This is a genomic window from Burkholderia sp. Tr-862, from assembly GCF_011753085.1.
GTDB lineage: Bacteria > Pseudomonadota > Gammaproteobacteria > Burkholderiales > Burkholderiaceae > Burkholderia > Burkholderia ambifaria.
This window is the reverse complement of record NZ_VWWG01000039.1, coordinates 13,065-25,779: the sequence shown is the minus strand read 5'-3', so window position 1 is coordinate 25,779 and position 12,715 is coordinate 13,065. Positions and strand designations below refer to the sequence as shown.

The following is a 12,715-nucleotide window of genomic DNA, read 5'->3' as shown; positions in this document are numbered from 1 at the left end:
ACCCCGCGAATGCGCTCCGGCACGCCAATAATCATCAGACAAAATCCCGCTTTCCCCGCGAATCGTTTACCCAGTTGCAATAATTATTCGCTGGAACGCCTATTTCCGACCGGTATCGCGATCGCTACGATGCAATCAACCGCTGAACGCAACAAGCGAAGCGCGAAATCTACGAAACCCGGAGGTCACCATGAAGTCGTTCATCTACGCAGTCGCCGCTGCCACCGCCCTTACCGCATCCGTTGGCGCATTCGCCCAGTCGAACCCGTCGGGCGAACTGACGCGCGCCCAGGTCCGCGCGGAACTCGTGCAGCTCGAGCAAGCCGGTTACAAGCCGGAAGCGTCCGACGCCCACTATCCGAATGCGCTGCAAACCGCGCAGGCGCGCGTGACGAACAGCGACGCAACGGGTTACGGCGCACAAGCCGCCGCCGGCGTGCGTACCGGCCGCGCGATCGCGGTCAAGCAAACCGCTCGCGACTCGGTCTATTTCGGTCAGTAAGACCGACGCACGCGGCGCGTTCCTCGATACGCGCGCTGCCGACGCAACACCCCGCTCCCGTTCATCGGGGCGGGGTGTTTCGTTTTCGGTGCCTCCGACACGCGCGCTCCACGACGCACGATCGATGCGCGAGCACGGCTCGGCCGCTGCCCCGCACCGTTCACGCAGACGGCCGGCGTTTGCGCATAGAATGGCCGCGTGGTCGGCGCCGGCCGAAGCGAACGCGAGCGATACCTCGAGTCACCGGGCATACCGCACTCGCTGGCCGACCCGATGCCGCACTCATCGCATTTTTCGAAAAGGAGCGGTTTCATGTCTCAAACATCCGGTTCCATGATCACGTTTCGTCGCCCGGACGGCCAGGAACTGCAGGGCTACCTCGCGACGCCGGAAAAGACCGAAGGTGCACCCGCGGTCGTCGTCATCCAGGAGTGGTGGGGCCTGAACGACCAGATCCGCGGCGTCGCCGATCGCCTCGCGCGCTGCGGCTACTTCGCGCTCGTGCCCGACCTGTATCGCGGCAAGTCGACGGTCGAAGAGGAAGAAGCGCACCACCTGATGACCGGCCTCGATTTCGGCGACGCCGCATCGCAGGACATTCCGGGCGCAGTGCAATATTTGAAGACGCGCGCGTCGCGCGTGGCGGTCACCGGCTTCTGCATGGGCGGCGCACTCACGCTGCTGTCGCTGCAGTTCGCCGATGCGGATGCCGGCGTCACGTGGTACGGCTTCCCTCCGCTCGACTACCTCGATCCGTCGAAGATCAAGGTGCCGCTGATGGGTCACTGGGGTACCCAGGATGCGTTCTTCGCCATCGACCAGGTCGATGCGCTGGAGAAGAAGCTGACCGATGCGAAGGTCGGCATCGAATTCCACCGCTATCTCGCACATCACGCGTTCGCGAACGAAACGGCGGTCGGCCCCGGCCGCATCGGCGGCACGCAGTTCGATCCTGTGTGGTCGCAGATCGCGTGGGATCGCACGCTCACGTTCTTCGGGCGCACGCTCTGGGGCAAGCAGCAGTAATACCGCAGCGGGCACCGGCCGCTGCCGTGCAGCGACGCACGTAAAGCGAAACGCCACGGACCTGCATCCGTGGCGTTGTCGTTTGTGGCTGCGAATTCGTCACGCGAGCGTGGGCGGCGCCGCCTGGCTGACGTCCACGCGTTTCGGCAGGATGCCCGTCTGATAGAACACGTCCGCGATGTGCTGCTGGTACGCGAGCGTCTCGCGCGTCACGGGTTCGACGCCGAAGCGCGCACGGCGGAACGCGAGCGCCACGGCCGGCTCCGGAATGCCCCACAGTTTCGAGAACTCGGCCGCACCCTGCGCGCGATTCGCATCGAGCCATCGCTGGACCGTCGTCAGCTCGGACACGACCACACCCAGCACGTCGGCATTGCGCTGCGCATAAGTGCGCGACGCGAAGTAGTAACTGCGGTTCTCGACGAGCCCCGTGCCATCCGCGACGATGCGCGCGCCCAAAGCCTGCTGGACGACGGCGAGAAACGGATCCCAGATGATCCACGCGTCGACCGAGCGGTTCTCGAACGCGGCGCGCGCATCGGACGGAGACAGCCAGACCGGCTTGACGTCCGCATGGTCGAGCTTCGCGGCCTGCAGCAAGCGGACCAGCAGGAAGTGGGTGTTGGATCCCTTCACCAGCGCGATGCGCTTGCCGCGCAGATCCGCGAAGGTCCTGACCGGCGAATCCTTCGCGACGATCACTGCCTCGGTCGAGGGTCCTGCCGGCGTCTGCGCGTAGTAGACGAGCGGCGCACCCGCCGCGAGCGCAAAAATCGGCGGCGCCTCGCCGACATCGCCGAAGTCGATCGAGCCCGCGTTGAGCGCTTCGAGCTGCGGCGGCCCCGACGGGAACTCGGCCCATGTCACGTTCACACCGAGCGTCGCGAGCTTGTCCTGCAGCGTGCCTCTCGCCTTCAGCAGGCTGAGCGGCCCTTTCTGGTAGCCGATGCGTAACGTGCGTGCGCCGGCCGCGGCAGCGAGCGCGAAGCGCGGCTGGGCGGCAGCGCCCGCCGCGAGCGCCAGACCGGCCTGGATAAGCCGGCGGCGGGATCTGGATAGTCGATCTGCCATGATGTCCTGGGTTCGATGGGAAGGGAGCGCGAGTCGAATCGATTCTAGGGGTTCGACGCTTGGCATCGAACCAACGAAGTCCGATATCGAAAGCAGGTGCTTTCATAAAGGCGTGCATCGCGCGATGCAACCGATCGGAGACGTCGCGCCGGTTCGTCTTCGCCATCAACTTCGGTATGCGAATTATCTGGCGCGGACCAATGTCGACCAATATCGATTCATGGACTGCGTAACGTGTGCCGCGTCATTGAACCGGGCACACGTCGCCCACTTTCGCTCAGGACGCGCAGGAACCGCGCAGCGCGGCCTCGTCGGCGGCCAGCATTTCGGGCACGCATTCCCGCAGGAAATCGACGAACGTCCGGATCTTCGCGTCGAGGTACTGGCGCGACGCGTATAGCGTGTAGACCGTCAGCTTCTGCAGCCGGTACTCGGGCAACACGCGAACCAGCGCGCCACTCGCCAGGGCGGGTACCGCGCTCGACATCGGCAATGAGCCGATCCCGAGGCCGGCGCGCAGCGCGGCGCCGAGCGCGTCGGCGATGTTCACCTGGAAGTCCGGCAGCGGCAGCTCGAATGTCTCCCGACCGTCGGGGCCGTCGAGATGCCAGCGGTCGCGCGGAAAGATCGGCGTGACGATCTGCAGGCATGAATGCGCTTCGAGATCGCGCACGGTGCGTGGCGTGCCGCGCTCCTTCAGGTAAGCGGGCGACGCGCACAGCACGCTGTGAACATCGCCGAGCCGCTGCGACACCAGCCCCGAGTCGGGCAGCTCCGCCGAGCTCAGCTGCAGCGACACGTCGTAACCTTCGTCGATGATGTCGGGCACGTGCTGCGACAGCGTCAGTTCGACCGCCACCGACGGATAGCGCTGCCGGTATCGCACGACCGCGGGCACGACGTAGGCCTGGCCGAAACTTGTGGTTGCATGCACATGCAGGCGTCCCGACGGCTTCGCCTGCGCGTCCGCCGCCTCCGCTTCCGCTTCGTCGATATAGCCGAGGATGCGCTGGCACCGGTCGAGATAACGCTGCCCGGCATCGGTCAATGCGATGCGGCGCGTGCTCCGGTTGAGCAGGCGCGTGCGCAGATGCGTTTCGAGTTGCGCGACTGAACGCGACGCATAGGCGGTGGTGATGCCCAGGCGCTGGGCCGCGCTCGTGAAGCTGCCCTCCTCCGCCACCCGGACGAAAATGCGCATCATCTGTAACGTGTCCATCGACAGGTCCCCGGGATTGAAATCGCTTCGCGGCGGCGCCTGCCCCGGCACGGTCCGGTCTGGCGCGAATTGTGCGGAACAGTACCGCAGCGGTGCAGGCGTGTCCAGTTTGCCGTGCACCGTTGCGGCGGGCCTCGTTCACGCGACAACCCCTGTCGAAGGACGACCGGCATCGGATCGGTGCAGGTGGCACGGCGGCGGCCTGCCGGGCACGCATTGCACGTGCCGCGTCGCGCTCAGGCCTGCTCGAACGGGTTGCTCAGCACGATCGTGTCGTCGCGCTCGGCGCCGGTCGTGATCATCGACACGGGCACGCCCGCGACCGCCTCGACGCGCGCGATGAAATCCTGCGCGGCACGCGGCAACGCCGCACGCTCGCGCACGCCCTTCACGGTGCCGTCCCACCCGGCGAACGTTTCGTAGACGGGCATCGCACGCGCCTGCGCGTCGAGACTCGCGGGCAGATGGTCGACGCGTGCGCCATCGAGCTCGTAGCCGACGCACAGCTCGATCGACGCGAAGCCGTCGAGCACGTCGAGCTTGGTGAGCGCAAGCGAATCGATCCCCGAGATCCGGACGGCCTGCCGCAACTGCGCGGCATCGAGCCATCCGCAGCGGCGCGGCCGGCCGGTGTTGACGCCGAACTCCTGCCCGCGCGCGCGCAGCGTTTCGCCGGTGGCGTTGGTCAGTTCGGTGAGGAACGGGCCGCCGCCGACGCGCGTCGCGTACGCCTTGGTCACGCCCAGCACGTGGCCGAGTTTCGACGCGCCGAGCCCCGTGCCGGCCGCCGCGGCCGATGCAACGGTGCCCGACGACGTCACGAACGGATACGTGCCCCAGTCGATGTCGAGCATCACGGCTTGCGAGCCTTCGAACAGGATGCGCTCGCCGCGGTCGTTCGCGTCGTTGAGGTCGGCCCACACGGGACGCACGAACGGCAGGATCTTCGGTGCGATGTCGACCAGCGTTGCCAGCATCGCGTCGCGCGAGCACGGTTCGAGCCCCAGGCCGCGAAACCATGCATTGTGATAATCGACCAGCACGTCGAGCTTGTCGGCAAGCCGGCCCGGTTCCGCCAGATCGGCGACCCGCAACCCGCGGCGCCCGACCTTGTCCTCATAGGCCGGCCCGATCCCGCGCAGCGTGGTGCCGATGGGTTCGCGACGCAGACGCTCCTGCGCCTGGTCGATCGCGCGGTGAATCGGCAGGACCAGCGTGGCGTTCTCGGCGATCGACAGATTGTCGGGCGTCACCGACAGCCCAAGCTCGGCCATCCGCCCGATCTCGGCCAGCAGCGCCTCGGGATCGAGCGCCACGCCGTTGCCGATCACGCCGCGCTTGCCGCGCACGATCCCGCTCGGCAGCAGCGCGAGCTTGTACGTCTTGTCGCCGACGACCAGCGTATGGCCCGCGTTGTGGCCGCCGTTGTAGCGGGCGACGAGATCGGCCTGCGCCGCCAGCCAGTCCACGACGCGCCCCTTGCCTTCGTCACCCCATTGGGCGCCCACCACCACCACGTTCGGCATGCTCCATACTCCATGTGAGAAATCCAGACACGTATTGCGGCCACATCGGCCGTTTGTGTGCCATATTGGCGGAGCAGGATCGCCCGATCAAACGATTAAATCTGAGCATTCGCGTGAATAAAATTCACGCGAAACGATGAATGGCCCGACGACTCCCTCCCTTGAATTCGCTGCGCGCGTTCGAAGCCGCTGCCCGGCTCGGCAGTTTCACGCTTGCCGCCGACGAGCTGTGCGTGACACATGGCGCGATCAGCCGGCATGTCCAGCAGCTGGAAGCGTGGCTCGGCCGGCCGCTGTTCGAACGGCACAACCGGCGGGTCGAGCTGACCGATGCCGGTCGCGCGTACCTCGCCGAGGTTGGCGCATCGTTCGACCGGATCGCGCTCGCCACCGCGCAGCATTTCGGCCAGGGGCAGCAACGCGTGCTGCGCGTCAGCGCGCCCGCGACGTTTTCGCTGCGCTGGCTCGTGCCGAAGCTGTCGTCGTTCCAGGTTGCCCATCCGGCCATCGAGGTGCGGCTGTCGACGTCGAACGAGCCGATCGAGAAGTTGCGCGACAAGGTCGACCTGATCGTCCGCGGCGGTCCGCAGGCAATCGACGGGTACGTCGCCGAGGAATTCCTGTCCGAAGTCCGGTTGCCCGTATGCGCGCCGAAGCTGCTCGAGGGCCGGCCGTTGCGTACACCGGCCGATCTCGCCGGCTTCACGCTGCTGCATGCGGCGACCTATCCCGGCATGTGGCCTGAATGGCTCGCGGCGGCCGGGCACGCGAATCTGGTGCCGCGGCACTCGCTCACGCTCGAGCATTTCTACCTGACGCTGCAAGGCGCGCTCGACGGCCTCGGCGTCGCGATGGGACCGATCGCGCTCGTCGCGGACGACATTGCCGAAGGGCGGCTGGTGCAACCGTTCAGCGAACCGGCACTGCCGCCGTGGCGTTATTTCACCTACGTGGCGGCCGCGCGCGCGGAGGACGAAGCGGTGCGGGCATTCAAGGACTGGCTGAAAACGACGGGGAACGCGGCGGCGGACGCGCGGCACTGACTATGCCGGCTGCGGGCGATCAGCAGGTGCGGGTTTCGAGCGCCGTTGCGCCGACCCGTATATGAACATGCCGGGCGTCGCGCTCATTCACGGAGAGCGACAAGGTTCGATGGATGTCGACTCGCTCTACCAAAATACAGAGGATATCGAAGCAATTGATACGGATGCGTTGCCAGGACGCGCAGCGTGTTTGTGCAGCACAAACGACAAACCCCGGCTCGAGCCGGGGTCTTTGTCGCGAACGGCGCTTACTGGCTGGCGCCAGCGGCTGCGCCCGCCTTCTTCTCGGCGTTCTGCAGGTTCTGCGGATAGTTCGGATCGTTGGCCGCCGGCTTGTAACCAGCGTCTTCGAGTTTCTTCAGTTCGGCGGTGTTCTTCGCGCGCGCAGCCTTGTGTTCGGCTTTGCGTTGTGCCCGTGCTGCCTTGCGCGCCTCACGCTTCGCGGCCTTCGCATTCTGGGCGACCGGTGCGCTGCTGGCGTCAGCCTGCGCGAACACCGGAGCTGCGGAGCCGAAGAGGAACGCTGCTGCCGTAGCAGCCAGCGTGAGTTTTCTGATCTGGATTCGCATCGCTGAGCTCTCTTTTCTGATTGGTCACGGAATGAAAATGCATCGAGATACCGCCCCTGCCCCTGATCGGTCTTCATGTTGCGATCAGGGCCTTTGCATCATAACCGCGTTGCGAAAAATGTGGCGTCATCGTGAGGACAATGTTGGGGATACACGTATGGGATAGGTCGTGCCGCCGGCACCACAACGATGCATCGGGCGCGAGGACCACGCGACGTCGATGACCGCGGCAACCATATGACGAACCGGATTATTCCGTCGATACGATGCCGGTTGCCGATGAGGACGAGATCCGTTTCCGCATGTCGTGCACGCGTATGAGGCCGACTGTTTCACCCGTGGAATTTGCCGCGCGCGCAACGTGAGCGTCGCTTCATGAACGGGATCACCTACCGAACTGCAGGCCCATGTGCCTGGTTGTGATTCGCGGTCGCGCGAACGCGGTTCATCCCATAAACGGGCACGCTTCGTTCGGCGCCGAGTCCGACACGATCCCTGCATGTCCATACGGTCCAAAGCGAACGATCGGGTAACCGCTCGCTGCACGCATGGCTACCTGTTCGGCGCTCTTCGTAACCACTTGTGGGAGATGACGTTTGCGGACCGAGACGTCATCGCCGCATGCGGTGAACGCTTCGATCGACATTCGTTCGCGATTGCGCGCAGGTATCGCACGATGCGTTTGCGGTGCGAACGCGAAAGGTTCGTCACCGCACCGGCGTCGCGACGAGTCTCGAGCCTGTGCGACGAGGACACCGGTACGTCCTGCGCTGCGCGTCTGCGTCACAGCTTTTCCGTTGGTTGGGCGCATCTCGCGCGGAGGCATCGCGCACTCGGTTTGCCAATCCGCGGAAGACCTTGTCGGTGAGCTTTTACAGGACTCGAGATTTTCCGACGGTGAGGATATTCGGGATCCGAGCGCGGGATCCGATGAGGGTGAGCTTCGTTGATGGCGATCGCCTCACGTTCGGAGGATTGAGCCGCCCGCGGTCGCTGTCTCGCCGATCGAGACACAGTACCGATTCCGGTACGGCCCAAAGGTAGAAAACTATGAGAGCGAATGCCCTTAGACACGCCGGGCACTTTCGTCAGCACACAGGCCGGCGATTGGAAAAGTGTCGGACCGATCGACATGCGATAGCCGAAGACTTATCCACGGAAGCCCCGGCACAGATGACAAAAAATCCACTTGCGACTGGATTTCGGCGATTTCTCACTGCCGGGAGGGAAGCTGGCGATGTTCCCCAGTGAGGCGCAGGAATCGCTCATTGAGGGTAATCCCGGATGAAAGGCAGCCCGCGACGGATATTTTTGGTCCCATACGCGGGTACCTATGTCCCGCAAACGACGATTTCCTCCCATAAGTTTCTACGTTTGAGTGTTTGTGAGTGGGTACTCACCTTCTTGGAAGGCCTTGTTGGGCCTGGGAGGCTTGCAGAATGAGGGCAAATATCAAGGGTTGCACAGGCCGAACACCCGGATTGCTGTGCCTGTCCAGCCCTGCGGACTCGCTTTGGTAGCGGTTTATGGGGGTTGTGTTTCTGCACAAGCACACGTGTGTTTACATCTTTTGTAAACAACGTTTACTTCTTTAACTACTTTTAGACGGCTCAGAGCCTTGTCTGGCAAGGGTTTGACAGGGGTTCAGTACCCATTTATGGGAGCACAGGCGGAAGAGTATGGGGCTTAAGGTCTGTGGATTTGGGGATTCGGGTACCGAGTTGTGGGAAATGGGGGTTGTGGATATGGGGCACGCGTAGCCTGTTATGGGATTTCCGCCCGGAAATGCTTCAGGTAGCCCTCTATGGGGGAATCCATTGGTAGCCATTTATGGTGCATTGTTGCTGATCCGTCGGCGGCCCACGGCACAGCATTTTATGTGAGGTTGCCGGTTATGGGATGGACTTCAGGTAGCCGGTTATGGGGGCCTGCACAGACCGGGTTATCTCGTTTTGCTCGGCCCTCGGGATGTTGAGTCCCATAGACAGGATCAGGGAGATGGAAAGGTTACCTTCTGTGGGGGATTCCCAAGGTAGTCATCCATGGGGGTGATTTTCGCCCGCCCGGCACGGTTGAAGACAAAACGCTAAACCGGCGGTTCCCGACAGGTACCCATTCATGGGAAGCATTAAAGGTAGCGTGTTATGGGAGCGCGCGGATCGTGTTGCAGGGCACCACGAATCCGGTTTGCAAATCCCGTTCGGGTGAATTCTTTCCCATGAATGGGTACCTTCGGTTGGGCAAGTCTCGTGCCGGATCCTGATGGCGAACTACACAGGTAGCAGGATTTGGGAGCTATTTTTGGCGGAAAGGTATATGGATATGGGACTTCGCACAGCTCGAAAAACAGTAGATTTTCCTTTTATGACAATAAGTTAGGAGCGGTAGTGAAAGTGATACTGGAGAAAGAGACGTTGCTCGACGGCTTGAAAAGGTATAAAGTCCGCCATCAACACGGTCACCTTCTCCGGACATCACGATGCCGCGCAAGCCCGCAATCAAAGGCTCCGACAAGCAGGTTTCGCTATTTCAGACACCCGAGCCTCCCGATCTGCTGCGCAAGGCGGTCCAGGCAATTCATATCGCTCCGAAGTCCGGAAAGATCGGTCTGCAGCAGCGCAAGATGTTCAGCTCGCTGATCAAGAACGCCCTTCGTCAGGAAGCGTTCGAGCCCGGCCGGACGAGCTTCTCGATCTCGCTCGCGGCGCTCTCGCACGAGAGCGGGTTGAACAGCAACAACACGAAGTACGTGAAGGACACGGTCAACTCGCTGATCAGTACCGTCGTCAATTGGGACTACCTTGCTGCGGACCGCTCGACGGTGTGGAAGGCGTCGGGCCTGCTCGCCGGCGCCGAGCTCGAGCAATCGGTGCTCAAGTACAGCTTCTCCGACCAGATTCGCAGCGAGCTGCTCAATCCGGAGATCTACGCGCTCATCGATATGCGGATTGCGCGCGAGTTTCGGCGCTCGCACTCGCTCGCGCTGTGGGAGAACACGGTGCGCTATGAGGGGATCGGCATCACGGCGAAGATTCCGCTGCCGAAATTCCGCGATCTCATTCTCGGTCAGGACAAGGCATCGCAGTCCTACAAGGAGTACAAGCTCTTCAAGAGCAAGGTCCTGGTGCCGTGCATTCAGGAGGTGAACGAAGTTTCCGACCACACGCTCGAGCTGATCGAACACAAGTCAGGTCGCAGCGTGGAGGCCGTGCAGTTCAAGGTGACGCGCAAGCAGAGCGCGGATACGGTCGAGGAAGGTGATGTCAAGAACGAAGCGCTCGTCGACGAGGTCGCCAAGTTCGGCATCCCGCGTTCGGAAGCGCGCCGGTTGATCACGCAGTACGGCGTGCAGCGCATCAAGGCGGCAATCGCCTATACGCTCAATCGGACTACGAAGAAGAACGCGGCGCCCATCGACAATGTGGCCGCGTATTTCCGCAAGGCGCTGACGCACGGCTATACGCTGGCTGACGGGCAGGGGACCGAAACGGCCGCGCCGGCGAAGGAATCCGCGCAGAGCAAGCAGGAACAGATTCGCGACAAATACCTGGCCGCGAAGGTCGATGAAGCCGGTGCATATTTCCGCGAACTGGAGATCGACGACCAGACCAAGCTGATCGAGCGCTACAACGAGACGGTGGCCGGTTCGAAGGATCTCACGCTGTCGCCGAAGAAGAAGGCGAGCAAGCTGGCGCAAACCAGTTTCTTCCGGTGGCTGGCGCTCGATACCTGGGGCGAACCGACCTCGGACGACTTGCTGGAATTCCTGCTGAAAAGCAGCCTCGCGACCAACTGATTGTTCGAGGCCTCGCGCCCGGCATGCGTCGTGCGCCGGACTTCATCCGGCTGCGCGGAGCCGTGCAGGTGCGAGGCCCTTGCCTGGGGCGCTTACTTTTGCGCCGCTACCGCCAGTTCGGCGACGTATGCGTCGATCACGGTCTTGAGCCGGTCGGCGAGGGATTCCTGGTGGGACGCATCGACGCCCTTCAGTTGCAGATCCAGGCGCCCGTCCGGATAGGTCTTCAGTTGACCGATCGCGCGCGATTCGAGCGCGAAATCGTGACGCACGCTGTAGCGCGTGCGCCCCGTCTTCTTGTTGCCGTCGCTCTGCGCGCGCAGGAAGTTCTCGAGGTCGCGTACCGACTTTTTCCGGTCGATCACCGCCGTGAGCAGACGGTCGGCAGCCGGTTCGCCCAGGCGCTCGAAGATCAGCTTAAGGAAGTACGCCGCCTGCAGGCCGACCACGTCGTTCGCGCTGGCCATCCGTTCGAGCAGCGTGTTCGGTAGCGCGTTCAGCGACAGCGTCTTGCTGATCGATGCCTTGTCCTTGCCGATCTTCTCCGCGAGCGTGTTCTGGTCGGGGAAGACCTTTTCGTCGAGAAGACGCTTCCACGCGACCGCGTCGTCGAAGATCGTCTGGCGTTCGTGGTCGTGGTTGGCGCGATACGCGATCGTATAGAGCTGCTCGGGCGTGTGATCCGTGCGGAACGTCGCGTTGATCGTCTCGTCGCCGTTGATGCTCGTCGCACGCAAGCGGCGTTGCCCGTCGATCACGACGAGCTTGCCCGGAAATTCCGGGAGCCGCGTGACCTTGATCGGCTCGATCTGCCCTTCCCGCTTCAGCGTCAGCGCGAGTTCGTGCAGGCTCGACTCCGAATAGAACACACGCGGGTTGAACGGGTTCGGGATGCAGTCCTTGACCGCGACCTTCTGCGGCGCGCCGAGATCGTGCGCGTCGGCGGGCGTGGCCGCGCTCGGGGCCGCGGGGGTTGCGGCTTCGACGGCGGGATTCGATGCCGGCGTCGGCTCGGGCAGGCGCGTTTCCAGCGCTGCGTTTTCCTGCGCGAGCCCGCGCAGCAGGCCGGCAGCGAGATGCAGGTTGCCGGTCGGCTTCTTGTCTTTCGATGTTTCCTTAGCCATGAGCGGCTCCCGTAGCGCGCGTCGACGCGATGTATTGGGCCATTTCAGTGACCAGTCTCTCGATTTCCGCGCGGGCTTCCTTCAGCCCCTTCAGGTATCGATTGTGGTGATGGATCGTGGTGCCGAGGGCGAACGTCTGCCGATAAACCTCGCGCTGCGCGATCTGGCTGTCGAGCAGATGCTCCCCTATTTCTTCTGCCCTTAGAATTTTTAAAATTTCTTCACGCATTTTAGTTTTTCCATTGACGCTATTCAGCATCAGCGCGGAAGACAAATTCGGGTTACGAACGGCACGCATCGACTCGATCATGCGAATCATCGCGACGGTGCTATACAGGTCGGCCGGCGACGGCGACAGCGGCACGAGGCAGAAATCGGCCACTTCAAGCACGGATGCGATGCGCGGATCTTCGAGGTTGCCCGGGCAGTCGACGACGATTACATCGAAATTCGCGTCCTGCTTCTTGATCTCGCCGCCGATACCGCGCCCGGCAGGGGCCAGCGACAGCACCGTCATCGGGAGCGTATTTTCGCCGCTCGTCACCCATCTGACTGACGTGCCTTGAGGGTCGGCATCTATCAAGGCGACCTTGTTGCCGCCGGCCTCGAAGGCTGCCGCGATATTGACGGAGATGGTCGTCTTTCCAGTACCACCTTTTTGATTGCTGACGGCGATCTTGAAAGCCATTAAATCCCTCCAAGGAGTTTTTCGTAATATATGCAGATATTGTCGAAAAGTCCAGAAAAGTGTTAGATGAAAAGATGAATTTGCTTGATCGATGTAGTTGTTACGTGACAAGCCAGCCAAGTGGCTAGAAAGTTATTGGTGATTTGAAATC

10 protein-coding genes are annotated in these 12,715 nt (G+C 62.8%); 4 read left to right on the top strand and 6 right to left on the bottom strand.

Annotated features, from left to right (window positions below):
* Window positions 1–190: 190 nt before the first annotated feature.
* Both F3J14_RS14185 and F3J14_RS14180 read left to right on the top strand, forming a co-directional pair.
* Entirely contained in the window at window positions 191–502 is a 312-nt protein-coding gene (locus F3J14_RS14185; protein WP_011660879.1) for a DUF4148 domain-containing protein, read from the top strand.
* Between the two features lie 312 nt (window positions 503–814).
* Window positions 815–1,528, top strand: coding sequence for a dienelactone hydrolase family protein (locus tag F3J14_RS14180; RefSeq protein ID WP_166723521.1), 714 nt, complete (start codon window positions 815–817; stop codon window positions 1,526–1,528).
* A 99-nt stretch (window positions 1,529–1,627) separates the two neighbouring features.
* Here the strand turns inward: F3J14_RS14180 and F3J14_RS14175 are convergent, their stop codons facing one another.
* From F3J14_RS14175 to F3J14_RS14165, 3 genes are all read right to left on the bottom strand, one after another.
* Window positions 1,628–2,599 carry a sulfonate ABC transporter substrate-binding protein gene (locus tag F3J14_RS14175; protein ID WP_166723520.1) on the bottom strand — a complete coding sequence of 324 codons (972 nt, stop codon included), beginning with the start codon at window positions 2,597–2,599 and terminating at the stop codon, window positions 1,628–1,630.
* 277 nt (window positions 2,600–2,876) lie between these two features.
* Complete coding sequence (locus tag F3J14_RS14170; protein WP_166723519.1) at window positions 2,877–3,818, bottom strand: LysR family transcriptional regulator; 942 nt, start codon at window positions 3,816–3,818, stop codon at window positions 2,877–2,879.
* Between the two features lie 236 nt (window positions 3,819–4,054).
* On the bottom strand, window positions 4,055–5,344 hold the full coding sequence (locus F3J14_RS14165; RefSeq protein WP_166723518.1) for an adenylosuccinate synthase: 1,290 nt from the start codon (window positions 5,342–5,344) through the stop codon (window positions 4,055–4,057).
* A 140-nt stretch (window positions 5,345–5,484) separates the two neighbouring features.
* On the opposite strand from F3J14_RS14165, the gene gcvA reads away from it, so the two are divergent.
* On the top strand, window positions 5,485–6,387 hold the full coding sequence (gene gcvA, locus F3J14_RS14160) for a transcriptional regulator GcvA (protein ID WP_166723517.1): 903 nt from the start codon (window positions 5,485–5,487) through the stop codon (window positions 6,385–6,387).
* Between the two features lie 248 nt (window positions 6,388–6,635).
* Here gcvA and F3J14_RS14155 read toward each other — a convergent pair whose 3' ends face one another.
* Complete coding sequence (locus tag F3J14_RS14155; protein ID WP_166723516.1) at window positions 6,636–6,956, bottom strand: DUF4148 domain-containing protein; 321 nt, start codon at window positions 6,954–6,956, stop codon at window positions 6,636–6,638.
* Between the two features lie 2,479 nt (window positions 6,957–9,435).
* Here F3J14_RS14155 and F3J14_RS14150 point away from each other — a divergent pair.
* On the top strand, window positions 9,436–10,752 hold the full coding sequence (locus tag F3J14_RS14150; protein ID WP_166723515.1) for a replication initiation protein: 1,317 nt from the start codon (window positions 9,436–9,438) through the stop codon (window positions 10,750–10,752).
* A 92-nt stretch (window positions 10,753–10,844) separates the two neighbouring features.
* Here the strand turns inward: F3J14_RS14150 and F3J14_RS14145 are convergent, their stop codons facing one another.
* Entirely contained in the window at window positions 10,845–11,876 is a 1,032-nt protein-coding gene (locus tag F3J14_RS14145) for a ParB/RepB/Spo0J family partition protein (protein WP_166723514.1), read from the bottom strand.
* Entirely contained in the window at window positions 11,869–12,564 is a 696-nt protein-coding gene (locus F3J14_RS14140; RefSeq protein ID WP_006759638.1) for a ParA family protein, read from the bottom strand. The genes F3J14_RS14145 and F3J14_RS14140 overlap by 8 nt, the downstream gene beginning before the upstream one ends.
* Between the last annotated feature and the right edge of the window lie 151 nt (window positions 12,565–12,715).

Coding starts and splice junctions, on each gene's coding strand:
- F3J14_RS14185 (WP_011660879.1), top strand. CDS start 191: ATGAAGTCGTTCATCTACGCAGTCGCCGCTGCCACCGCCCTTACCGCA.
- F3J14_RS14180 (WP_166723521.1), top strand. CDS start 815: ATGTCTCAAACATCCGGTTCCATGATCACGTTTCGTCGCCCGGACGGC.
- F3J14_RS14175 (WP_166723520.1), bottom strand. CDS start 2,599: ATGGCAGATCGACTATCCAGATCCCGCCGCCGGCTTATCCAGGCCGGT.
- F3J14_RS14170 (WP_166723519.1), bottom strand. CDS start 3,818: ATGGACACGTTACAGATGATGCGCATTTTCGTCCGGGTGGCGGAGGAG.
- F3J14_RS14165 (WP_166723518.1), bottom strand. CDS start 5,344: ATGCCGAACGTGGTGGTGGTGGGCGCCCAATGGGGTGACGAAGGCAAG.
- gcvA (WP_166723517.1), top strand. CDS start 5,485: ATGGCCCGACGACTCCCTCCCTTGAATTCGCTGCGCGCGTTCGAAGCC.
- F3J14_RS14155 (WP_166723516.1), bottom strand. CDS start 6,956: ATGCGAATCCAGATCAGAAAACTCACGCTGGCTGCTACGGCAGCAGCG.
- F3J14_RS14150 (WP_166723515.1), top strand. CDS start 9,436: ATGCCGCGCAAGCCCGCAATCAAAGGCTCCGACAAGCAGGTTTCGCTA.
- F3J14_RS14145 (WP_166723514.1), bottom strand. CDS start 11,876: ATGGCTAAGGAAACATCGAAAGACAAGAAGCCGACCGGCAACCTGCAT.
- F3J14_RS14140 (WP_006759638.1), bottom strand. CDS start 12,564: ATGGCTTTCAAGATCGCCGTCAGCAATCAAAAAGGTGGTACTGGAAAG.